The sequence below is a fragment of the Methylosinus sp. DMC45 genome (assembly GCF_056313885.1).
This window is the reverse complement of record NZ_JBQUZK010000008.1, coordinates 8,809-35,377: the sequence shown is the minus strand read 5'-3', so window position 1 is coordinate 35,377 and position 26,569 is coordinate 8,809. Positions and strand designations below refer to the sequence as shown.

Annotated in this window: 1 protein-coding gene; it reads right to left on the bottom strand. The window is 66.9% G+C overall.

Annotation, left to right across the window (positions count from 1 at the left end; translation table 11 throughout):
* Positions 1-5: 5 nt before the first annotated feature.
* Positions 6-26,564, bottom strand: coding sequence for a LamG-like jellyroll fold domain-containing protein (locus tag ACT53T_RS03025; RefSeq protein ID WP_476159987.1), 26,559 nt, complete (start codon positions 26,562-26,564; stop codon positions 6-8).
* Between the last annotated feature and the right edge of the window lie 5 nt (positions 26,565-26,569).

Below are 26,569 nucleotides of genomic sequence, written 5' to 3'. Positions count from 1 at the left end.
CGCCGCTACCAATCGAACCGCCAGCCATCGCCCGGCAGCGCATGGCCGCCGTGATCGGCGTGATCGCGCTTGTGCTCGGCTTCGAGCCACAGCCAATCGTCGAGGTCCGAGCAATGCGGAACTTGCGGCGGCGGAACAAACTGGACCGGAACATCCGTGCTCGCCACTCCAAAGGCGCCGGCGACGGCGGCCTGCTGGATTTGATTGGCGGTGAGCGTCTGCCCGAAGAAGGCGACCTCATCGATATGGCCATCGAAGGACTTGGTGATCTTCAGCTTGGAGAGATCGCTCGCCGCGCCGACAGTGGTTTCGTCGGAGCCGCCGATCACGATCGCGGATTGGTTCGCAGTCAGGCCGCCGGCATAGGCGTTGGAGCCGACGAGCGCGCCATCGAGATAGAGCTTCATGCCGCCGGCGCCGAAGGTGAAAGCGAGATTGCGCCACGAGCCGGCGGCCACCGTCGTGGACGAGCGGATCGAGTAGACGCCGGATGGCCCCTCCATCTGCACGACCAGATGATTGCCGTCGAGGCCGATCGTCAATCCGCCGCCGAGGCCGGCGCCGTCCTTGGCGAACAGTGTCTGCTGTCCGAAGGTCGAGCGCGCGTCGAACCAGAGCGTGATCGCGCCATTGGCGACGGCAAAGGCCGGATCATTGGCGACGGCCACATATTCGCGGCTCGAGTCATGGAAATCCGCCGACGTTCCCGCGCCGAAGGGCGCGATCGCCGTCGATGGGCCGGCGTCGTCGCGATCGGGCTGGCCATTGGCGTAGAACACGCCGTTCTGCGCAGCGCCGGCGCTGTCCGCGACAGTGGAGCCGGCGCCATCGAAGGTCCAATAAGCGATCGGCGTCAGCAATTGCTGATCGGCCGTCACCTGCACGCCGGACTGCACCAGCAGCTGCGCGCCATTGCTATGGTAGACGTCGTAGACGACATTGCCGATGGCGCGCTGGCCGATGTCGCCCCAGGCGCCAGAGAGATGCAGCGGCTGGGCGCCGTCGCCGAGCACGACGAGCCGCCCATTGCCGGCGAGCGCCTGAACATCCGCGGCGCTCAGCGTCGAGGGATTGGCGCCGCCGAGCACATAGGCCGATGTTCCGTCGCCAAAGACGAGACGCTCGACGCCTTCGAGCTGGTCCGTGCCGTCGATAGTGGGACCGGTCGCCCCTTCAGCGATCAGCTTTTGCGCGCCCTCCTTCATCAGCCGGCGCACGAAGGCCTGATCGACGGAGCCGCTGAAGATCGCCACCTCGTCGATGAGCCCGCCGAAGGCGTTGGTGACGCGCTGCTTGGAGAGGTCGCCCGAGGCGTCGGCATTGCTCGCATTGGAGCCGCCGATCACGATCGCCTCATGATTGCCGGCGATGCCGCCGGAATAGGAATCCTCGCCGACGAGCACGCCATTGAGATAGAGCTTCATCCCGCCTTGGCCGAAGGTGAAGGCGAGCTGGTTCCACGAGCCGGCCGACACGATATTGAGCGTGTCGACGACATGTCCGTCGAGCGACGCCTCGAGACGCTGCCCGACGAGGCTGATGGTGAGCCCGTCCTCGGCGCGCGCGCCGTCCTTCGAGAACAAGGTCTGCGTTCCCTGCGTCCCGCTCGCGTCGAACCAGAGCTGGATCGCGCCATTGTCGAGCGCGAAATCGTCGGAATTGGCGACGGCGATATAGCCGCGCGGGTCCTTGTGGAACGCCGCCGATGTCCCCGCGCCGAAGGGCGCCACGCTCGCGGAAGGCCCGGCGTTGCCGAGGTCCGAGGCGAGCTTCGTCACAAAAGTGGCGTTCTGGGCGACGCCGGCGCTATCCGCCAGCGTCGTCGCGCCGCGCGCCTCATCGAGCGACCAATAGGCGACGCCTTGCGGCAGCGCCGGACGCGTATCGGCGACTTGAAGCGCGCCGCCGACGAAGGACAGCTGATAATCCGATAGCGCGCCGCCGAGGCCTGCGCCGGCGCTCACCAGACGCGGGCCGGACACCGTGAGACGGCGGATCTGGTCGCCGTTCAGCGCCTGGCCGAACACCGCGACCTCGTCGATCGAGCCGCGGAACGCCTTGCTGATCGTCAGCTTGGAGAGATCGCCGCTCTGATTCTTGTTGGCTTCGTCCGAGGCGCCGATCACGATCGCCTGGCGATTATTGGCGAGGCCGCCGCTGTAGGAATTGGCGTCGACGAGCGCGCCATCGAGATAGAGCTTCATGCCGTCGGCGCCGAAGCTGAAGGCCAGCTGCCGCCAGCCGCAGCCGATATCGTCGCAGCTTGTCACCGTGTAGGACGTCGTTCCCGTCTCGAGCCGAGCATAGACGCGGCCATTGGCGATTCCGATGGTGAGATCGCCCGCATTATTGCCATAGCCGTCCTTCGCGAACAGCACTTGATCGCTTCTGCGTCCATCCTCGCCGGCGTCGAACAGGAAGGCGATCGTCCCATTCGCCGAATGGAGCGCCGCATCGTCAGCGACGGCCACATATCGGCGCGCGTCGCCATTGAAGCTCGCATTGGCGCCGGCTTCATAGGACACATTGTCCGCCGACGCGCCGCCGTCCTCCGATCCGTGCAGGGAGGCGCCATAGAAGGTTCCGTTCTGCGGCGTTCCGACCGCGTCGGCGACGACGCCATCGACCACATTGTCGAAGGACCAATAGGCGCTCGGCTGCACGATCGGCATGGAGACCGTGTCGATTCCGTCGCCGCCGTCGATGAGATCATTGCCGCCGCCGCCGACGATGTAATCGGCGCCGTCGCCACCGAGAATGACGTCGTTGGCGCGTCCGCCGATCAGCGTGTCGTCGCCGAGGCCGCCGAGCAGCACCGACGGCCCCGAGCCCGCCCGAACCGTGTCATTGCCGTCGCCGGCCTTCACCGTCAGCGGCGCGTCGACGCTCGCGTCGACAGTCACAATGTCGTTTCCGCCGCCCGTGGCGATGATGATGGACTTCACATCGGCGGCGTTGAACGTCTTGATGACATTCTGCCCGATGATCGGCAAGAAGCTCGCGTAGACCTCGATCGTCGCGCCATTGGGATCATTGGCGCCGCGCGCGCCCTTCTGCATCACATCCTGAACCTGCTGATCGCTCAGCTGGCGGCCATAGACGGAAACCTCGTCAATATGGCCGGAGAAGGAATCGCTGATCGTCAGCTTGGAGAGATTGCCGGACGTGCTGCGATTGTCGGCGTTGGACGCGCCGATGACGATCGCCTCGTGATTGCCCTGCAATCCGCCCGTATAGGCGTTCTCGCCGACGAGCGCGCCGTCGAGATAGAGCTTCATGCCGGCTTCGCCGAAGGTGAAGGCGACATTATGCCAATCGCCGCAGGAGACATTGTCGCCGCCTTCCACACGGAAGACGGTGAGCCGCCCGGTCGCATCGACGCCCTCGAGCTCGGCGAACAAGGTCCCCTGATCGACGGCGATGGTCAGCTGGCCGGCGCCCGTCCCGCTCTTGTTCTTGGAGAAGAGGACCTGCGTGTCGCACCAGCCGCGACCCGTGTCATTGGCGTCGAACCAGAGCTGCACCGCGCCGCTCGCGAGGTTGAAGACCGGATCGTCGGCGACGACGACATATTCCTTCTTGTCGTCGTGGAACTCGATCGAATTGGCCGCGCCGAAAGGCGCGAAAGCGGCGGACGGCCCCGGATCGGCGCGGTCCGGCGCGCGATTCGTATAGAGCGTTCCATTCTGCGGCGTTCCGGCGCTGTCGGCGACGGCGGTTCCGCTGGTCTCGTTGAAGTTCCAATAAGCGACCGGCTCGAGCGGCTTGCGCACGATCACCGTGTCGTCCTGCGGCGTGCCGGCGATGCGCAGCACGCCGTCGAGCAGAGCGACGCCGGTGAGCCGCGCTTCCGTCGTCGCCGTCGCGACGCCGAGATCGTCATCGGAAAGATGCGCCGAGATCGTCCAGAAGCCCGGATCGCGATAATTATGCGTCAGCTGGAAGTCGCGCGTTCCGGCCGCGTAAGCGATGGTCTCGGCCGCTGTCCCGTCGCCCCAATCGACGATGAGCGTATAGCTGTCCAGCGTTCCCGGATCGGTGAAGGCGGCGGTGAGCACAACCGGCTCGCCCGGCAGCACATTGCCGACCTCGGCCGCATTATTGGTGAAGGTGGCGAAGACCGGCGCGACATTGGCGACAGTGACCGCGGCGCTGATCGTCGCCGAGCCGCCGTCCTTGTCGAGGAGCGTCAGATCGATGCGATAATCATCGGCCGCGGTTCCCGTCGGATTGTCGTCGAGATAGCGATGCGTCGCGGCGAATGTATGGCTCGCCTCGTCTATGGTCAGCGCGGAGGCGCCGCCGTCGCCCCAGACCACGGCGCCCGAATGCGTGTCGAGGACGCCGGCGTCGGCGAAGCGACCCAGCAAGGTCACGGTCCCATTCTCGTCGATGGTGAGGCTGGAAGCGAGCGCGCCGCCGGTCGTCTGCTTCTTGGCGGCGACGCCGTTCAGCGTGAGATCGGCGATGATCGGCGCCGCATTCGTCACGATGACAGCGGCGGTCGAAACATTGCTCTTGGCCCCGGCGTCGTCGGTCACGATCGCGGAGATCGTGTAGTCGGCGCCCGCGGCCGGATTGTCGAGATAGACATGGGTCGCGGTAAAGGCGCGATTGACCGCATCGACGACAATCGTCGCGCCGGCGCCCGCGCTCGCGGAGCTCGAGCCATCGCCCCAATCGATCGCGATCGTATGGAGATCGAGTGGTCCCGCATCCGTGTAGACGCCGGAGACGGTGACGGAGGAGCCCTCTTGCGATGTGCTCGGAACGACGCTCAATGCGCCGGCGACGGGCGCGACATTATCGACCTTCAGGCTGAGAACCGTCGGGGCGCTGGCGCCCTGATCCTTGTCGACGATATTGGTCGTGATCGTGTAGACGCCGTCCTGAACATAGCGATGGGCGACGTCGAAATTGAGCGCGCCGGCGGAAAGATCGACGATCTCGCTCTGCCCATCGCCCCAGGCGACATTCAGCCGGAAGCTATCGAGCCTTCCCGGATCGACGATGCGGCCGCTGAGGCGCGCGAACGCGTTCTCGGCGATCTCGGCCGGTCCCGGTCCCGCGGCCGGCGTGACGGCGACAGTCTGCAGCGCCGGCGCCACATTTTGCACGGTGACGAGCTTGTCGGCGGCGACATAAGAGCCGTCATTGTCGGTCGCGCCGGTCTTGATCGTATAGGCGCCATTGTCCGCATAGGAATGCGTCGCGACGACATTGCCATTGGCGGCGGCGGCATCGATCAGAATGTGATCCTGCGCGCCATCGCCCCAATTCACATCCCACCATTTGATCTTGTCAGCGCCAGGATCGGTCGCGGACAGAGACAGGCTGTATATCGCGCCTTCGTCCGCCGTTGCGGCGCCCGCGACGGTCAGCGTCGGCGCGACCTCATTGATGGTGATCGTCGTGTAGGCGTCGGCGACGCCGCCGTCCTTGTCGACGATCTGGCCATGAACGAGCAGCGCGCCGCTCTGCCGCAAATATTGGCCGGGAACAGTGGCGGAGCCGGCGCCCTGCACGAGATCGAAGGTTCCATTATTGTCGAAATCGTAGCGATAGGTCAGCGACGCGGCGTCCACCGGCGACGGGTCGGTCACGCCGGAGAATGTCACTGTCGCGGAGGCGGCGCCTTCGCTCACCGGGCCGCTATTGACGAAGGAAACGAAGCTCGGCGGCGCATTGTCTACCGTCACGCCGACCGCCTTGGAGATCGTCGTCGGAGTCGCCGAGCCGATCGTCGCATAGCCGACGATCACATGCGGGTTGGAATAGACGCCGCTGTCATTGACGCCGAGCGCCGTCAGCTCGCTCCAGGAGAAGCTCGCCGTCGCGCCGCTCTTGTCGATCGTCCCATCATTGTTGATGTCCCAACCATAGGACAGCGGCGCGCCCGTCGCTTGCGCGGTCAGCGTGAGCGACTGGCCCTCCGCGATGCGATAGGGGCCGCCCGTATCGATATTGTTCGCCGTGAGACCGACCGTCACCGCATAGGCGGCGGAGGTCGCTCCGGTCGGAGTCGTATCCTTGTCCACCGCCGTGGCGCGGATCGCGACATTGCCGGGCGCGGCATAGACATGGCTCGCCTGTGTGGCGTCGGCGCCGAAAGTCTCGACAGCGGAACCATCGCCCCAATCGACGCGCCATTCGAGCACGCGATCGATCGGCGAAGGATCGGTCGCCGTGACGCCTATGGTGAAGGGCGTTCCGACCGTCGCCGAATGCGAGGCGCCGGAGACCACGACCGTCGGCGGCGTGTCGGCGATCTGGATTTTCGACACCGCCGTGGTGGAGAGACCGTCGGAATTGGTCGCGCGCACCGCGATCGTATAGAGGCCATTGTCGGCGAGGCCGAGATCGACGAGGCGATCCCAGGGAAGCGTCACGCGATAGACGCCGCCGCCGAGAGCCGTTCCGATCACTTCGCCGAATTGGCCGTCGCCGTCTATGTCGAAGACGACCGGACCGGACAGCGAATTGGTCGAGCCCAACGCCTGAACATTGGCGGTGAGAGTCACGCTCGAGCCTTCCGAGGTCGAATAGCTCGGCGCGGAGAAGGAGACGATCGGCGAGGACAGAACCGTCAGACCCTCGAAAGTGTCATAGGCGACCGCGCCCTTGCCGGCGAGGCTGATCGAGCCATTGGTCTGCGGGATCGGCAGGCCGGCGACGCCGCCGACGAGTATGGAGGCGTTCGGGTCCTGCGGATCGACGATCAGCGTGTCGCCGGGCGCGACGCCCGGCGCGTCGCCATGCAACGTGGTCACCGCATCGGAGGGCAGGTTGGGAAGCGAGACGCGCACAATATCCGCATCGGCGTCGCCGGAGACAATCGTATGCGCCGCGGCGCCCACCTTCTCGATGGTGATCGCATCGGAGCCGGCGTCGCCGTCGATCGTCGTCGTCGCGCCTGCGCCCGTGTTCTGCACATCGATCGTATCGGCGCCCACTCCGCCATGAATGGCGAGCGTGTCGGCCGCCGTCTTGGCGTTGACGACGCGCAGATCGAGGCTGTCGGCGCCGGCGCCGAGATCGACGCTGGTCGCGCCGCGATAATCGGCGACGACGACATGATCGGAGCCTTCGCCCGTGTTCACCTTGGTCGCCGTCACGATCGCCGGCGGCGCGGAGACGAGCGACATAATGTCGTCGCCGACGCCCGTCGTGACGCCGATCGACTCTATGTCCGTATGCTCCGTCGTGAAGGCGATCGGCGGCGCCTTGGGCGAGAGATCGACATTGAAGGTCGCGAGACCGCCCTGCTGCGTCGCCGAGCCGAGGCTGCCGACATAGGCGGTGAGCGAGGAGCCGTTCTGCGGCCCGAGGATCAGCGAGGTCGGCGTCAGCAGGCCGCGCACGCCGCCCACGGCGTCGCGCACGACTTGGACGAAGCCGAGCCCGCCCGTCTGCTGGTCGTGCCGGAACACGGCGATGTCATTGGCCCCGCGCGCCGTCACCAGCACATATTGGCCATCGGCGGTGACGGCGACATCTGTCGGCGCGTCGAGCCCACGCACGCCATTGGCGCCATTGCGCAGAGTCTCGACGAAGACGAGCGGCTGCGTCGTGGAGCTCGTGACCTCGAAGACGGAGAGCGTATTGCCGCTCTGGCTCGTCACATAGACGAAGCCGCCGTCCGGGCTCGCCGCCACATCGGAGGCGCCGACGAGGCCATTGGCGGCGCCGGAAAGCGTCTGCGCGGCGCCGGTCGTCGCATTCGACGCGGTGAGGCTGCCGGCCGAAGCGTTCACCGAATAGACGAAGCCATTCTGCGCGATCGTCTCCGTAGCGGCGCTGCTCGCGCCGGCCTCGGTCGAGATCAAAGTGAGCGCGCCGGTCGTCGTGTTCAGCGAATAGCTGCGCTGGCCGGCCGCGCCCGTCGTCGTCAGCACCTTTGTCGATGCGTCATAGCGCATCGAGTCGTAATAGGCGCCGCCATCCGATTGCGATTGCGCGAAGGAGAGATCGCCGGTCGCCGAAGCGAGCTTGAAAGTCGCGAGCCTGCCGGTCGTCGCGCTCTCCGTGACGACGAAACCGTCGGTTCCGGCAACGAGCACATTGGAGACGCTCGAAAGGCCGGAGACGCCGTTCTGCGCCTCCTTGAACAATTGACGCTGCGATCCATCGTCGGCATTCACGACGACGAGAGAGCTCGTCGCGGTGGAGACGCCGAAGATGTGGTTCGCGCCCGGATCGGCCGCAATGGCGTCGAAGCCGGTGAGCTGCGCGACGGTCGGCGCCGACGGCCGCGCGATCGAGAGATATTGGACATTGCCGCTGAGCGACAGCGTGTTGCCGGTGAGAGTGGTCGCGCCCGAGGCGTTCACGCCGATCGAGGCGGCAAAGATGTGATTATGCGCGCTGCCCTCGGGCACGAGCATCTCCCACACCTGCCCCGGAGCGAGGCTCGTCAGCGCCTGATCGGCGCCGACGCCATGCGTCTTCAACGCTTGCGCCGCCGCGCCATCGACGCTGAGCGTCGGATTGGCGATGTTGATCGTCGACACATTGGCGACGAGCAGCACGTCGAAGCCGGTGTAATCCTGGTTCAGCGCGCCGACGCCCTTGTCGAGCAGCATGACCGCGAGCAGCGCGTCCGAAGGCGCGTGATCGAGCTGCGGCGTCGTGGTGTCGAAGTCGATCGAGGCCGCATCGAGCTCGGAGACGACGCCATAAATATCCGCGCCGCCGGCGAGGCCGACGATGGTCGGAGTGAGCGGAGCGCCTGCGACATAGCTGTTCGCGAGGCGCGGGCCGCTGAAATGCTCGACGCTCGGATCGGTCGCGGCGAAAGCGGTCTGGCCGCCATTGCCGGAAACGGCGCCGCCGCTCGAGAAGGTGAGCGAGGTGTTGCTGCCCAGAATGAAGCGTCCCTCGCCGCCCTTGGGCGCGGTTCCGCCGCCGACGCCGCCGGAGGTCGTGACGGAGGTCTTCAGCGTCGCGCCGCCATTTGCGAGATCCGTCGCATAGAGCTTGATCGTGCCGCCGGCGCCGCCCGCGCCATCGCCGCCGTCGCCGCCCGGGCCGCCGGCGCCGCCGGCGCCGCCATTGCCGCCGTGATGGGCGTCGGACGCGTCGCCGCCGCCGCCGCCGCTCGAGGTCGGCCCGTAATTCGGATCGGGGTTCTGCCCGCCGCCGCCGGTCGAGCCCGCGCCGCCGACGGCGGTGAAGGCGTCGCTGTTGCCGACGCGAATTTGACCTTGCGCGACCAGCTGGAACGCTCCGGCGCCTGCGCCGCCCAGGCCGCCCGCGGCGCCATTGCCGCCGATTCCGCCGCCGCCGCCGCCATCGCCGCCGCCGCCGCCGATATAATTGTCGGTGAGGCCGAGGAAGCCGCTCGTCCAGTGACGGCCATTGCCGCCGCCGCCGCCGCCGCCGCCGCCGCCCGAGCCGCCGCCGCCGCCGCCACCACCGCCGCCGCCGCCCATGCCGCCGGATATAGCGAGGCCGGTCGCCGAATTGGCGCCGCCGACGCCGTCGCCGCCGGTTCCGCCCGTCCCGCCGGTTCCGCCACCCTGGCCGTCATAGCCGTCGCCGTCGCGCAGACGGTTGCCATTGACGATGTCATAGGCGCCATAAGCGCCCCCGCCGCCATAGCCGCCGTAGCCGGCATAGCCCGCATAGCCGCCCGCGCCCGCCGAACCATTGGATTGATTGCCGACGCCGAGTCCGCCGCCGCCGCCGCCGACGCCCGAGGCTCCGTAATAGCCCCAGCCGCCATCGCCGCCTATGCCGCCGCCGCGGCCGAAATCCTGGTAGGCGCCGCCGCCGCCGCCGCCACCGCCGCCGCCGCCGTAATAGCTCGGGGAGCCATAGCCGCCGCTGCCTCCGTGGTTGTCGCCGGTGCCATAGGGACCGCCGACGCCCTGTCCCGCGGCGGTCGTTCCCTGGAAGGTGAAGTCGGACGGAAGGCTGCCATTGGATCCGCCGCCGCCGCCATAGCCGCCGACCGCGCCCGAACCGGCGCCGCCGGAGCCGCCCGCCGCGCCGCCGCCGGCGCCCGCGGTCTGATTATGCGCGGAGAGATCGAAGGTGACGCTATCGGCGAGTTGGACGTTGTTGGCGACATTGAACGACAGAACATTCGCGCCGGCGGCCGACACTTTGCGATTCGCGGGCAGGCTGAGGTCGCCGGCGAAATTCAGCGACACCATGCCATTGTTGGAGCCTGCCGCGCCCTGATCGGCAGTGATGGAGAAGCCCGACTGGCTGTAGCCGAGATACCACCAGCCGCCATTGGTGAAATCGAGCGTGTCGTCGATCGCCGCTCCGCCATTGTTGTAATTGACGGCGATCTTGCCGGAATTGATCCAGACCCACTGGCCCGAATAGACCGTCGTGTCGATCGAGAAATCGCTCGAGAACGTATAGGTCGGCACGGTCGCCGGCGCGACGGTCGCGGCGGCGTTGGGCAGATCGTCCACCGCGACGATATTGTCGACGAGGATCGAGCCGAAGGGCGTCGAGGCGTCCTTCGCCTTCAAAGTCACTTTGTCGAGGCCATAGAAGCTCGCCAGCGAGGTGTCGAAACGCTGGAAGCCGGCGCCGGCGGCGAGGCTGAGCTCGGCGGTCACTGTCTGTCCGCCGATCGTATGGCCGCTCAACACGACGACCGCCGTTCCGCTCGCCGCCGTATTGGCGAGCTCGAGCGAATAGAGCGTGAAGCCGTCGCCATTCGGCGTTCCATCCGCCTTCGCCGCCGCCAGCGTGAGCACGTCGTCATTCGCGCGCGCCTGCGCCGCCGGGCTGATGGCGTCCGAACGTATGAAGCCGAGCGCATTGGAGGTCGACAGGCGGAAGCCGTTCGACGCATAGGCGATGTCGCCCTGGCTCAGCCCGTCGAAATTCAGCACCTTGTCGTAATTGCGATAGGTATCGAAATCATTCGCCGGATCGGGCTGCGTCACCACGACGAGACCCGATTGCAGCGTGATGCGATTATTGTCGATCGTGACATTCACATTGGCGGTGGTCGTGGACACGACATCGAGCGTGTCCGTTCCCGTCTTGCCGCCGAGAATGCGCGTCAGATCGGCGCCGGCGGTCGAGATCACCGAGACCGGCGAGCCGGAGGGAAGCGTCGCGGCCTGAAGATCCGTGTCGAGCAGCGTCCAGGCGATCGGCGTCGTCGCATTGGCCGAATTGTCGACGATGAGCTGCTCCACCGTCTTGTCGATGGAGGTGAACTGATTGGCGATCGGCTGCGCCGAAACCTCCACCTGCAGCCTGTCCTTGCCGGACTGACCGTCGACGATGGTGCGCGCCGCGCCGACGCTGCGCGCCTGGATGAGATCGTCGCCGCCCCCGCCGAACACGCCGAGCACGGTCGCCGGCAGAGTGGCGGCGTGGACGTCCAGCGTGAATGTGTCATTGCCGTCGCCGAGCTTGGCGTCGACCTCGGCCAGAGAGCGGAAGGTTACGTCGCCCGTGGTGAGGCCGGAGACGATTCCCTCGCCGACGGCGGCGCCGTCATGGATCACGCCCGTCGTCGTCGCAGCCGGCGTTCCCGAGAGATCGACGGTGAGCTTGTCGGCTGCGCCGGCGCCGGTGACGAGCAAGGGCGCGCTCGTTCCATAGACGATCGCCTCATCGAGGCCCGCGCCGAGATTGATCGTGTTCGCCCGGCCCGCGCCGTGAACGAAAATCTTGTCCACCGCGCCATTGGCGTCGACGACGATCGGCGTCGCCGAGCCGTTTATGACGACAGTATTGGTGGTCGCGCCGGAAAGAGCGACGGTGGTCGCATCGACGCCTTCAATGTCGACCGGCTGCGCCATTCCGACCGCGGTGATGCGGCTGCGCGTCGCCGAGACGGCGTCGAGCGTCAGATTGGAGTCGACCGTCGGGCTCACCGAGAAAGCGTCGCCCGCATCGCCGCCGCCGCGCGCGAGAACATGGCCGCGAATATTGGCGAGGTTCGGCCCCAGCGTGATGGCGTCCGCGCCGGCGCCCGCATCGACGATCGTATCCGTCGAGCTGGCCGCGATCGTTATCGCGTCGGCGCCGGAGCCGGCCTTCACCGTCACAGTGGCGAAATCGCCATAGGTGACGCCCTTGTTCGGATCGACCACGGTCTGGTCGGCCCCGCCCATGCCGAAGCCGAAGATCTGATTGCCATTGGCGCCGCCGATGACGCCGGCGTTGGCGACCGTATCGCCGCTATCGTCGACGAGCAGCGTGTCGACGCCGGCGCCGCCGTCGAGAATGAGCGCTCCAGCGACGCTGTTCACCGTCGCATCCGCGCCCGAGACGATGACGGAGTCGGCGCCGTCGCCGAGCAGCAGCGAGGTGATGGTCGCCGCCGCCGTCGAGCGCACGGTCGCCGTATCGGCCCCGGCGCCCAGATGCAGCGCGAGCGAGCGAAGATCGCTGTAGACGACCTTGCCCGTCATGCCGAAGCCGGCGATCTCGCTGTCGGAGACGGTTCCCGTCACGCCCTGCGCAAAGCCGGAATTATCGACATCGAGCGCGGCGAGACCATCGCTCGCGCCCGTCACGGTCAGCGTTCCGACGATCGTGGCGAGATTGCCGTCGACATTGCTCGTTCCCGTCAGCTCGCCGCTCGCATTGGTCGTCGCGCTGGCGCGGCTGCCGACGAGGATCACATCCTCGGCGCCGCCCGTCGCCACTGTCGTCGGCGCATTGGCGGCGACGCCGCGAATGACGATCGTGTCGCGATCCGCGCCGCCGACCACCGATACGGCCGCCGCGGCGATCGCGCCCTCGAGATCGATGAGCGCGCCGACGCCGGAATCGGCGTTGCCGGCGTCGCCCGTCAGCGTCGCGGTCTTGGCCGCGTTCAAGGTCGCCCCGACGGCCATGACGATATTGTCGCCAGCGGCGAGCGAGACCGCGCCCGTCGTCGCGCTCAGGAAAGACGTCGCGCCGAAGATGATGTCCTCGCCGACCGCATTGCTGTCATAGGTCGAGAGAAGGACATCGCCGCTCGTCGAAGCGACCGTCCCGACGCCGACGCCGCCCGCTATATCCGCCGCGACCACATCGCCCTTGGCGGAAGCGGTGAAGGAGCCGGCCGCGCGATCGGCGTCGATGCGCAGCGCATCCGCTTTCGCGCCGATCGAGCCGCCGCCCGCATTGAGAACGAGAGTGGGCGCGCTCACATTGACCGCGACGTTCGAGTCGGCGTCGAGGATCGAGCCGGTCGCAGAAAGGCTCACGGTCCCGCCCGTCGAGCGCGCCGAGCCGAGCTCGAGATCGCCCGTCTCGCTGATGAAGATTCCATCCCGCGCGAGCGCGTCGAGACGCGTCGAGGCCGTGCGGATCGGCGAAGCGGCGGAGCCGATCACGCCCTTCGTCGCCGTGAGCGACAGAGTGGTCGCCTCTATGCGCCCATTCGCATTGGCGATGATGTCGCCATTCGCCGTCGAGATCGACACCGGGCCGAGCGCGTCGAGAATGGCGTCGTTCAGCGTCACCTTCGTGCGCGCCGCGGTCGACGTGTTCGCGATGGTGACGGCGGTGTGATCCGGGTCGGCCGTCGTGACCGGCAGGAAGTCCTTCTTATAGGTTACGTCGACGACGACATTCCGCGCGAAATTCGGCGTCGCCGCCAACGGATTGATGAGGCCGATCTGCACGTCGTAATTCGAGGCGTTCTGAATGAGGACGTGATCGAAAGCGGTGAGGAAGGTGATCTTGGGGGGCCCCTTGATCGAATCCTCGCCCGGCGTCGTGCCATAGCCCGCGGGTGTCGGATCCTGCCCCCAGCTCGGAATGGAGAAGGTCGCCGTGCCGGCCGCCGTGGAGGTGTTGACGATATCGGGCACGATGAAGACGCCGTTCTGCAGCGTGACCGCGCCTATGCCCTGCTTCTTGACGATATTTCCCGCAGCGTCGATGACGAGCTCGGGCGCCGGCGGCCCGGACAGGAACACATCGGCGTTGAAATCGATGGTGCGTCGATAGGCGACGGTCTTCGACGGATGCTCGGCGCCGGTGTCGATGGCGGCGCCATGCGAGCTCGCGTCGACGAAGCCGGACACATTGGGCGAGCCATAGGCTTCGACCGTCAGCGCGCGCGTATGGACGGCGCTCCCGCTCTCCGCCACGACGCGCGTCGTCACATCGAAATCATTTTTCGCATAGCTGTTGGTGGAGGCGCCGAGCCCGTTCGTGGTGGCGTCGGCGCCGGCGAGGCTGGCGACAGATTCGTGGCGCGCCTTCACATTGACGGAACCGCCGCCATTCAGCGAAGCGCCGCTGCGCAGATCGACCAGCGCGTCCGAGGTGGGGCTGGAGGAGCCCGGCGCGGACTCTGGACGGCTCAATGTCGCATGCGCCTCGGAATTGGCGCCGAGCGCGCTCGATTCGGCGACCGCGTCGATTTTGAGATCGAGCGTCGTGACGCGCGCGAGAACGTCGAGCTTGCCGCCGGCGGTCAGCGTCGCCGCGCCGATATCGGTTTTTGTCGCACCGCCATAGGTGAGATTGCCGGTCACGCGCGTATCGGCGCCGAGACCGCCGGCCGAGGCGTGCGGCGCGGATTTGCCCGTGCTGGACGTGCGCGATTCGACCGAGAGATCGCCGCCCGCGGCGAGCTGCGCGTTCCCGCCGATCGTCGTCGTCGTCGCATCCGAGGCGTTGACGGTCGAGGTCGCGCCGATGACGGAGACGATCGCGCCCGCGCCGCCATCGCCGTCCGCCTTCGCATTATTGGTGGAATCGGCGAGCACGGCGAGACTCGTTCCCGCGGCGATATGCGCGCCGGTTCCGACGCTCACGCTATTGACGTTCTTCAAAGTGCTTGTCGCGCCGCCCTCTATGACGGCGACGCCGCCATAATTGCCGGCGTCGCCGGTCGCGAAGGAGGTCGTGCTCGTCACCGATTGCACAGAAGCCGATTGCGTCGCCGCTATATCGGCGCCGTCGTCGATGACGACGGTCGTCGTCGGATCGATCTCGAGCTCTATGTCGAGCCCCTGCCCGCTCGCTATGCCGCCGCCGGCCGCATAGCCGAGCAGCTTGACCGATGTTGTCTGCGTGGCTTTGACATCCGTCGCGCGGCTGCGGATGATTGCCCGCTTGCCGACGCCGACCGCCATGACCGGCGCGAATTTGGCTTGCGCGATCACCGCGCCGACCGCAATGCCGCCGATGGCGCCGCCGTCGATCTCGAGATTGTTCGCGGTGGTCGTGCTGGTTCCGTGAACATCGACCTCGCCGCCGGCGTAGACGGCCGCGTCATCCCCGATCCGCGCGGCGACCGCGCCATTCACGGTGATGAGCGTCGCGCCCGCCGCGGCGCCGACGAGGCCGCCGCCGATGGCGATGCCCATGGGCTGATTGGCGTCGAGCGGATTGACCGTGACCGTGCGCTGCGCGTCGATCTTCACATCGTCGGCGATCTGCGCCGCATTGGAGCCGATCTGCGTGAACTTGCCAACGATCGCCTGCGACGTTCCCGCGATGGTGAGCTTGCTCACCGCGGCGCCGAGGCCGGCGACGCCCGACACCGACCAGGCGCCGTCCGCGAGATAATGATTCACATTGGCGATGGATTTGACGCTGACGTCGTGGAAGCCGGTGACGATCGTCGCATCCACGAGCGAGGAGGCCTCGATCGTCGAAGAATCGTCATGCGAGGCGCCGGGCGTCGCTCCCAGCATGGCGCGCGCCGAGCTGTTGTCGTCGATGAGCGACACGGCGCCGCCCAGCGAGACGAATCCGCTGACCGCGCCGGCGAAGCCCAGCACATGCGCGTTGGAGTCGAGATTGGCGGAGACGGTGAGCTCGCCGGCGGCGGGATCGAGCCCCGTGATCGTCGTCTGCGGCGCGATGAAGGCGGTCGAATCCGCATCTATGCTCACGACGCCGAGACCGACGCCGAGCGCCGCGGCGCCGCCCGCCACGCCGCCCGCGCGCGCCGTGAGATCGAGCGCCTGGCGCGAGATCACGTCGAGATTGCCGGTCGCTATATCCGCATATTGCAATATGCCGGCGGTCGTGCCGCTGGTGACGCCGCTCGTCGCCTTGGTCGCCGAATTCACCCGGCCCGCCGGCGTGCTCGCCGCGGAGGCGCCGCGCGCCATATTGGCGATCTGCGCATTGCCGGCCGCGAGACTATGCGCCGAGCCGCTGGCGCCGGCCGCGTCTATGTCGATCGCGTGGCCCGCCTGCGCATCCTCATAAGAGGCCGCGAGCTTCACCAGCTGCGGATGCGCGCTGTCGATGATGACGAAATAGACCTCGCCGTCCTTCAGCCCCTTTATCGCAGCGCCGCCGCCCGCGTCATAGACGACGGCGTCGCCGGTCTTCAGCCCGCGATCGGCGCCGAGATCGATCGTGTCGGCGGCGCCGTTCACCTTTTGCGCCGGATCGAAGGTCGTCGATGACGCGTCGCTGGTCTGCATGCGGCCGGACAATGTGCCGACAGTGCTCTCGACGAATGAGAGCACTGTCGAATTATCGCCGCTGAGCGCAGAGGAAGAGCCGCCCGAGGTCGAGTAGCTGTCGGTGAAATTGCCGCCGACGGTATAGACGACAATGCCGCCGCCGAGGCCGACGAGGCCGGCGCCGGCGCTGATGGCGTTGGCGTTGACGGTCCAGCGCGAGAGCGCGAACACATCCGTGTCGCTCTTGGCGCGCACGCTCGCGGCGCCGATCAGCGCCTGCGTGTCATTGCGCAGCACGCCGACGTCCACAGAGGCGCCGACGCCGGCGCCGAGGCTCGCGCCGAGCCCGCCCGCGAAGGTGAGCAGATCGAGCTTGTTGGTCGCAGCGACGATGACGCTCTGCGAATTGGCGGCCGTAGCCGCGGTGTTCTGATTGATCTGCGCGCCGTCGCTGATCGTCGCCAGCGTGTCGGAGTCGACGAGCTCGACCGTCACCGCGCCCGCTATGCCGGCATAGGCGCCGGCGCCGAGGCTCGCGCCGACCGACACGATTTTTTCCGATGTCGCCGCGAGAACGGCGACGCCGCGCGCGGTCTTCTGCGAGAAGCCGCCATTGCTCGAATAGGCGCCGTCCGGCGCGTCCGAGATGAAGGAGGCGCTATTGGCGTAGGCGTCGACGATCGCATGATCGCCGATGGTCGCCAGCGTCGTCTTCTTGATCGAGGTGACGTCCACGGCGCCCGCACCGCCGCCCGAGCCTATGCCGACGCCCACGGCCCCGCCGATCGCATAGGTCGTCGTGTCGTCCTTGGCGGCGACCAGAACATCGCCTGTCGCCGACACGCGCACGCGGCCGGAAATGGAGGCGATCGTCGATGTGTCGATGACGATCGCCGCGGCCGAGCCGGCCAAGGCGACCTCTCCCGAAGCGGCGATTCCGGCGGCGATGCTGAGCACATCCGTCACCGCATGAGAGACGACGGCGACATCGCCAGCGGCATTGACGATCGTGTCATAAGCATTGCCGGCGGTCGCGCCCTGCACGAAGGCTTCCGTCGCGCCCTTCAGCACCGGCGCGGCGAAGGCCGGCGCCACCGAGACGCCTCCCGAGCCCGCGAGGCCGCCGCCGATCGCGAGGCCGTTATAAGCGCGGCCGGCAGCGACCAGCACATTCTGCCCGGCGCCGGCGCCTGCATCCTCGTCCGCATTTATGCGCGCGCCCTGGTCGATATGCGCGAGCGTGTCGATCTGATGCACGCTCACCGAGCCTGCGAGCGCGCCCGATCCTTCGCCAGCGATGGCGACGCCGACGCCGGCGCTGGTCAGATCATTGACGCTGACCGCGACGATGATGACGCCCGATTGCGTGGCGACGAGCGGCTTGCGATCGCGATTATTCGCGAGCGTCGGATCGTTGAAATCCTTATTGCTGATCGACGGAACGCCGGTGCTGTTCAGCGTCTGCACGACATGGCGCGCCGTGGCGGCCACGCCCGTGTCGACGAGATCGATTCGATGGCCGTTCAGCGCGTCGGCCTTATTGGCGGCGAGCGCGAAATGATTGTCGTCGATGCGAATGACGTAATAATGCCCGCCCGTCTGCAGCCCGCCGAGCGCCAGCGATTGCCCGGTGTAGACGACTTCCTGACCTGTGCTGAAGCCATGCCCGGCGACAGTCATCGCATCGGCGCCGTAATCGACGGCCGAGGTGGCGAAATCCTTGGAGACGCCCTGCTGCTGCGCATTGGCGGTCGCCGGCGGCGCGCCGAACTCGCCCGTATCGGCGACGATTCCGCTCTTGCCGGATTTCGCCAGCGCCGTCACCGAAGCGCCGGCGGCGATATAGGCCTCGGTCGTCTTCTTCACATAGCCGACGCCCACGGCGATTCCGCCGGCGCCTGTCCCCGCGGCGGCGACATTGCCGGAGACTTGATCGAGCGTCGTGTCGTCCTCGGCGGAGACCAGAACATTGCCATCCGAGCGCACGACGGCGCCGGCGTCGATATGCCCCTTGGCGGTGAGATCGAGAACGGAGACGCCGGTGGTCAGCCCGCCCGCGCCCTCGCCGGCGCCGGCGACAGCCGCCGAAACCGAGGTGAGAGTCATATCGCCTTGGGCGATGACGATCACATTGTCGCCGGCCTTGGCCGTCGCGCCCGCGCCGACATAGGCCTCGAGACGACGCTTCACATAGCCGGCGTCCGCGCCCGCGCCAATGCCCACCTCGCTGCCGGCGATGGCGCCGGCGACGCCGACCAGCGACAAATGTCCGTGCGAGACGATATCGACGTCGTGATCGGAATGCAGTCCGGCGCCTGCCGCCGGCGTCGCGCTGGGCGCATCCTCGTAAGCGAGCGCGCTCACATCGATATAGGTGAGGGTCAGCGCGCCGGCGCCGGCGCCGTCACCCGCGAAGGCGCCGCCGACGCCGATGATGACGACGGATTCTCCGGCGTTCGCTTCGATGGAAAGGCCGCGTCGCGATTGGCCGTTCACATCGGTGAAACCCGCGCCGGCGCCGCCGGCCGAGAGAGTCGCAGCGCCATCGACATAGGATTTGGTCGTGTCGAGAATGGTGACATTGGTCGCCGCCAACCCGACGCCGGCGTCGCCGCCCGCGGCGAGCCCGCCGGCGATGGCGACGATATTGGCCGTGTCATCGGCGATCACGCGAAGATTATTGCGCGCGGAGAGATTGGAGGTCGCGCCGATGACGGCGGCCGTCACCGTATCGTCGACGACGTTGATCGACAGCGAGCCGGCGAAGGAGACATTGTCGCCGCCGGCGCCGCCGAGCGTGAGCGAATGGATCGCCGCTGTCTCCTCCGCCTCGATGAGGACGTCGCCATTCGAGTCTATGGTCGAGCCGTCGACCTTCGCCGTCACCTGATTGGCGATGTAATTGGCGCTGATCGCAGCGCCGACGGCGCTTCCCGAGCTGGAGATGGCGACGCCGCCGGTCAGCGCGTTGATCGTCGACTCGTCGCTCGCGCGCAGGCTCACCGAGCCGCCCGAGCCCGCCGTCGTGCGCAGCGTGGAGCCACTGGAGACGACCGTCTCTATGGTGTTGTAGACGCCATTGACCGACAGGCTCGCGCCGACCGTGGCGCCATTGCCTTTGGCGCCGCCCAATGCGGCGGCCGCGATCTTGCCGGCGACGGAGATCGGCCCATCCTGCGTCGAATGCGCCGTCAGGCTGATCCCGCCGGCGCCCGCGGCTATGCTGGAATTGTCGACCGTGGCGCGCACTTGCAGCGCGACCTGATTCCAGCCGAGGCCGACGCCATAGGCCTGGCCCTGCGCTCCGACGCCGAGCGCGCCGGCGACCGCATAGATGACCGAATTGTCCTTGGCTTCGAGCGAGACGCCCGAGGCGATCACATCGGCGTTCTGGATCGTCGCGAGAATCGGCGCGGAATTGTCGCGCGTGAAGATCTTCTGATCGGTCGAGACGACATTTATGCCGAGCGTGAAAGCCACGGCCTTGCTGTCGACGCCGCCGCCGGTCGCAATGCCGAGCGATACGGCGAAAGCCCATAGCTTTTCATCATCGACAGCGAGAATCGAGAGATCGTCGCCGAGCGTCAGCGCGCTGCGGCGCTTCTCGCCGAGAACGCCGGCGACAGTGCTGGCGCTGAGCTGATTGAAGCCGAGCGAGGCGCCGACGCCCTTGGCGCCCGCAGTGTAGCTGGCGCCGCCGCCGATGGCGATGAGCTGCGCCTCGTCCCGCGCGGTGAGCGCCGCATCGCCATTGGCGCTGACCTTGGCGCCGTCGATCGTCGCCTTTGTGGTGTCGACGATGCGATTGATCGAGACCGAGCCGGCGAAAGCGTCGCCCTGCTCATTGGTGTTGGCGGAGACGGCGGCGGAGAAGCTCGCCAGCGTGCCGCCACGCGTCGCCTTCAGCGAAATTTCGTCACGCGTCGCGAGCGCCGCGGCATGGCTGGCGATGACGAGCCCATTGGCGTCCGGCGAGCCGGAAGCCGCAAGCCGATCGGCGATGAAGGCTTCCGTATCCGCCGTGATCTGATTGAGCGCGAAAGCGCCGCCGATCGTCGTTCCGCCGCCGAGGCCCGTGCCGGCGTTGACGGAGACCGCGACGCCGCCGACGATGGCGACGATCGTCTGCGTGTCGTCCGCGGTGAGCGACAATGTTCCCACCGACAGCGCTCCGCGCGCATCGATATAGGCGAGGTCCGTGTCGCGAATGACATTGATCCCGGCGCTGCCGGCGACGCCATAGCCGCTCTTGGGCTTGGGCGCCTCCTCGAACAGCGCGGGAAGCGAGATGCCGTCGAGCGGATCGCTCGCCGAGGAGCCGAGATTTTGCGGCGCGCCTTGCGGGCCGGTGAGCACGGTCGCCGTGCCGACGACGCCGACGACGACGCCCGTCGTCGTCGCCGACAGAGACATGTCGCCGACATTCATCGACACGGCGCCGGCCGGCGTCGCATTCGGATCGCCACCCTTGCTGGGATCGGCGCCGATGAAAGCATAGACCTTGCGCTCGACGTCATTGACGAGAACCGAAGCGCCGAGACCATTGGAGCCCTTGCCGGCGACGACGATCGTTCCCGCGATCTCGACCTCGGTTCCGCCGGTCGTCGCCGAAATATCGACGCCGCCGCCGCCCGTGACCGTCGGCCCGAAGCTCGCCGTCGCGACGAGCCCGGCCTCGATGTCGCTGCGCTGGCGCAGAGCGAGCCCGCTGCCGGCGAAGGCGAATTGGCCGCCGTCATCCGTCTTGCCGCCCGACTGCGCGATGGCGAGACGGAAAATATCCTCGGTCGCGTGAATGGTCAGCGCGCCGCTCGCGCCGGTTCCGACCTTGGCGTCGCCTTCGATGCGCGCATAGACGGTGTTTTCTATATCGTCGACGAGGATGGAGCCGCCGATCGCCTTGGAGCCGGAGCGACCGAAGACATCCACCACATCGCCGCCGCGCAGCAGCTCGCCGGCTTTCTTATTCTCATATTTCGCCTTGCCGAAGGGGCTTTCGCTCAGCGACCATTTGCCGATGCCCGCCATCTCGGCGAATTGCATCATCACATCGGCCATGACAGTGACCGATTGCGCCGCCGAGGTATTATAGCCGGCCGAAGGCGGCGATTGATTGATGCGGGCGCCGGACTGAACGACCGCCGTGCTGTGATCGATATAGGCGTTGACGGCGATGGAGCCGGAGACGGAGGTCGCCTGCGTGTCCTGGGCCTTGGCGCGCGCCATCACCCAAGTGTTCATGAATTTGGAGCTGACGCCGAACGTGCCGTCCAGCAGATCGGTCAATCCGCTGACGCCGCGCGTCACAATGTCCTGCGGCACGCCGAGAACGAGATCGAGCGGATTGATGAGGAAGGGATAGGAGAGCGAGGAGGCGACCTTCACCGTCTCGCCCGCGTCGATGATCGTGTTTCCGGCGATCGTCGCATTGGCGTCGTTGAGATAGACGCCGACCGCGAGCGAGATGTCGACCGCCTTGGCGGTCGCGGATTTCGTCTTCGATTTGGAGACGTCCGATTGCGAGATCAGCTGCGTGCGCTGGGTGCTCGTCGCCAGCGCCTCGACATTGTGATCCGTCTGCAGCGTCGTGGGCTTGGCGGCGGTGGCGTTCTTGCCGATGGTCGCCTCGACGTCGTTCTTCACCACATTGACCGCGACGGCGCCGCCGGCGCTCAGCCCGTCGTTGGTGATGTCCTTGGTGACGGGCTTGCCCTTGTCGTCCATCACCTGCGCGCCATTGGCGTCCAGAACATTCTGCTTGCCGCTGGCCGCCGACGCCTGACCGAAGATGGTCGCGAGCGCTATGTCCGGCTTGGTGAAGATGTCCTTGTATTTCGTCGGGTTGAACTTGCTGCCGACTTCCGGCTTGGCTTTGCCGCGCGTCTGCGAGTCGAGGATCGCCTGAACGCCTATGCCGTCCGTGCTCGTGCTCGCCGCGAGAGTGTGATTGGCGCCCTTGCCATCGCTGGTGAGATCGATCGCCTTGACCGCGGAGACCTCGCTCGCATCCTCGACGAGACGAATGTGATTGTCGTCGACCTTGACGACATAATATTGCTCGCCCGCGGTGAGGCCGCGAATCTCGCGGTCGCCGGCCGTGAGATCATGCACATTGCCGCGCGAGGCTTGATAGACCCGGTCCTCGGCGATGACATGCACGGAGGCGGCGCCGGGATCGGTCAGCGTGACCAGCGCGCCGGTCGTCGCGTCGTGCAGCTCGAAGGAATTGGCGTCGACGACGACGAGCTTATACTGATGATCGCTCTGCAATCCGCCGATGGCGGAGGCGCCGAGCGCCTCGAGCGAAGCATAGTCGACGAGCAGCGGATTTGCCGCAGTCGCGGTGAATCCATGATTCTGCAGATAGATTCGATTGGTCGTCGCATCGATGCGCGCCAGCGTGACGCTCGCCGTCGTCTGCGTCGCGGCGTTGGAGAAGCTATGCGTTCCGAGCGTCGCACCCTGCGCCACGGAAACGAGGACGCCGTTCGAATCCTTCAGCTGGAACAGATCATCGCTGATCTTCTGAACCGTGTAGACGGCGCCGCTGGCGAGGCCTGCGATCGGCGTGTTGCCGCCAGCGTCATAGGTCACCTGGTCGCCGGTCGAGAAGCCATGTCCTGCAATATGGATCGTCTTGGCCGTCGGATCGATCGCATCGAGCTCGAAGGCGCGCGACAGCGTCGTCGATTTGGTGGGATCGACGGCGTAGATGACGGCGTCGCCGTCCTTCAAGCCATGATTGGCGATGGCGATGGTGTCGAGCGAGCCGTCGACCGTCGTGCTGGGCGCGAAGCTCTTGACCGCGCCGATATAGTCGAGCGCATGCGTGGCCGCGGAGCCGGGATCAGTGAGCGTGATGCGCGCATTGGTCTGCTCATCACGCAGCTCGAACGTGTCGGCGTCGGTTGCGACCAGCTTATATTGATGCGCCGCCTGCACGCCGCCGAGGGTCACATCATTCTCGGAGAGCGTGTCGTACGTCACATCGATCGGCGTCCCGATCGCGAAACCATGGCTTTTGACGTGAATGCGGCCATTGGCGTCCACGCTGGCGAGATCGAGCGCGGCCTTCTTATTGTCCGATGCGCGCGTGAAGCTCTGCGTCCCGAGCGCCGCGCCCTGCGCGATCGGAACGACATTGCCGGCGCTGTCCTTCAGGCGGAAAGTGGCGTCGTCGACCCTGTCGACCGTATAGACCGCCTTGTCGGCGAGGCCCGCGATCACCGTATTGCCGCCGGCGTCATAAGTGACCTGATCGCCGGTCTCGAATCCATGCGCGGCGATTTGAATCGCATGCGCGCTCGCGTCGATCGCGTCTATATCGAACAGCTTGGATTTGACGACATTCAGAGTTTGCGTGGAGGTCGGATCGACGCCCGCGGGATCGAGGTCGATCGGCGGCTCCTTGGCGAGCTGAATATGATTCTGATCGACGACGATGACATAATAGGTCTTGCCCTTGTCGAGCCCGCCGACAGAATCGCTCTGCTGGCCCGGCACGGCGAGCACGGTCGAGCCGGCGACGGAGGTATTGACGAGATAGGGCGTGTAGACGACGGCCTGCCCATTGGTGAAGCCGTGATTGGGCAGGGTGATCGTGTCTGTGGTGGGATCGACGCCGCCGATCGGATCGAATGTCTTGGTGTCCGTGCTGTCGCCGGCGACCGTGCCGGCGGCTTTGATGGTTCCGTCGAGCGAGGCTTTGACCGTGCCGAACTCGAAGGCGAGCGCCACGCCGACGCCGGCTCGTCCGTCGACCGGGCTGATGGTGCTGGCGTCTGGCGTCGTCTTGGTCGCGCCATTGGCGATGACATTGACATTGCCGCCGCGCGAGGTGATCTCGGCGTCGAGGCCGACGGTCGCCAGAGCGGTGAGATCCGTATGCGCAATGGCGATCGCGATGGACGAGGCCGTCGGATTGACCGTGCTGTCGAGATTCGACGAGGCGCGAGCGACCGTCTTCGTCGAGGTCGAGCCCTTGGCCGAGATTGTGACGCTGCCGCCGGCGTCGATGACGGTCGAGCCGCCGATATTCGCCTCGACATCGCTCTGCGCGAGACCATAGCCGCCGGCGAATTCGAGGCCCGTATATTTCGCGAGGCCGCCGCTGCCGAGCGCGGAGGCGATGGCGAACACCTGCGTGTCGACCTTGGTTTCCGCCTTTATGTCGACGGTTCCCTCGGCCTCGATCGTCGCGTCGTCGACATTGATCTTGGCGTCGGCGCCGCGCAGGATGACAGAGAGATCGATTCCGGTCGCGGCGCTCAGCACGACGCCGGGAATTTGCCCCAGCAGGCTCGTCAGCGTGCCAGTGAAGCCGGCGACGGAGGCCGGCGCGTCGCTGTTGAGGTTGATGTCCTTGGCGGTGGCGTTCACCTTGATCGAGCCGCCGCGAATGATCGCGCCTTGAATGTCGATGGCGGCGTTCTTCGCCGTGAAATCGCCGGGCCAGCTGACGAGACGCGTCGCGACATCGGAGGTGGCGAGCGAAATCTTGCCGGCCTTGTGGCCGGCGGCCGTATCGGCCTCGGCGAGCAATTGCGCATTGGGGCCGAGCGCGATCTGCTCGCCGCCGGCGAGGCTCGTCGTGCCGTCGGCGTTGGTCTTTTGATGACCGAGCAGGATTTCGCCGGCGTTGCCGCCGGCGAGCGCGGTGGAGACGATCGCGGAGCTCGCGACGTTGCGCAGCGTCATCGTCACGGAGCCGCCGCCGCTGGACGTAAAGGTCAGCACGTCGCCGACGCTATATCCCGTTCCCGCGGCGCTGAGCCGCGCGGTCGCCACGCCGTCCGCATCGACGGCGATGGTGGCCTCGGCGCCCGTTCCAGCGCCGCCGGCGGCCGCCACATGCGTGTAGGTCTCGCCGGCGGTCCAGGAGCCGCTGGCGCCGGTCTGATCGGCGACCTCGCCGACATAGATCGTGTCCGCCTGCAGCGTGAGCGCGCCGCCGTGAAGCGCAATGTCGCCGGAGACGCTGACGACGCTCTTATGCGTCAGATGATTGTCGCCGGGCAGGAGGCCGCCATCGTCGAAGGGATCGTAGCCGGAAAGCAGCGTGTTCACCGACAGCGCCGCATGGAACGTGCTGTCGAGCGAGGCGATGTCGACGCTGTCCGAGCCCGAGCCGCCGATCACGGTGAGCGAATGCGTCGGCGCGTTGAAGGTCTGGCTCTCGAATTTGCCATTGAGGCTCTCGAGCGTTATGACGCCGTCGGTCGTCGTCCCCGTGTCCTTCAGCCGCGCCTGCACGCCGCTAGAGCCGCCCGCCAGCGATCCGAGATCGAAAGAGAGATCCGTCACCGAGCCGCTGATGGTGACCGGCTCGAGGCCACGATAGGCGACGATGCGGCCGTCATAGGCGATCGCGCCGCTGTCCGGGCCCGTGGCCGTCGAAACGAGGCTCTGCGCCACGCCGACGTCGAGCGCCAGAGTGTCGAACCCGCCTGCTCCGCCGTCCACCGCGCCGGCGAGACTGCCGCTGGCGGAGAAGGCGAACGTGTCATTATTGTCTGCGGCGCCCGCGAGATTGGCGAATCCGCTGAACACGAATCCGCCGACCGAGCCCGAGCCCGCGCCATCGATCCGCCAATTCGTGTCGGTCACGGCGCCGATCAGCGTGTCCGCGCCGCCGCCGATGAGATTTTGGACGCCATCGAAGCTCGCCTTCACCGAGCCGGCGACGGCGCCCGAACCATCGTCGTGGAGCGTCCAGCTCGCCGGGTCGCCGGAGATCAGCGCCAGCGTGCCGGCGCCTTCGCCGCCCGAGAAGGTGAAATGCGGCGCATCGTGGCCGGCGAAGGACTGGGCGTCGATCGTCACACTGTCCGCGCCGGCGCCGCCGATGATCGTAACCTGATCGAGGCCGAGAAGATCGGCGCGGGCGAGGATAACGGAATTGCTGCGATCCACGACCTCGACTTGCGGGCCGGCCGGCGTCGCCGGGGGCGATGACGATTGCGACGCGCCCGTCTGCAGAGCGCTCGCAGGATCGACGAGCTGCACGACCACGTCATGGGTCTGTTGCTGCGGGGCCGCCGCCGCCAGATTCACGGCCAGAACGTCGGCGTTCAGCAGAACGCGCGGCTCGAGCGTGTCGAAGACGATCTTCGCGCGCCGGCCGGGCGGCGGAGGGACGAGCGCGGTCGAGTTCTCGAGCTGCGATTTGCGACTGGCGGGAGCTTGCGGCCGTAGCAGCCGAAGGAACATACGCC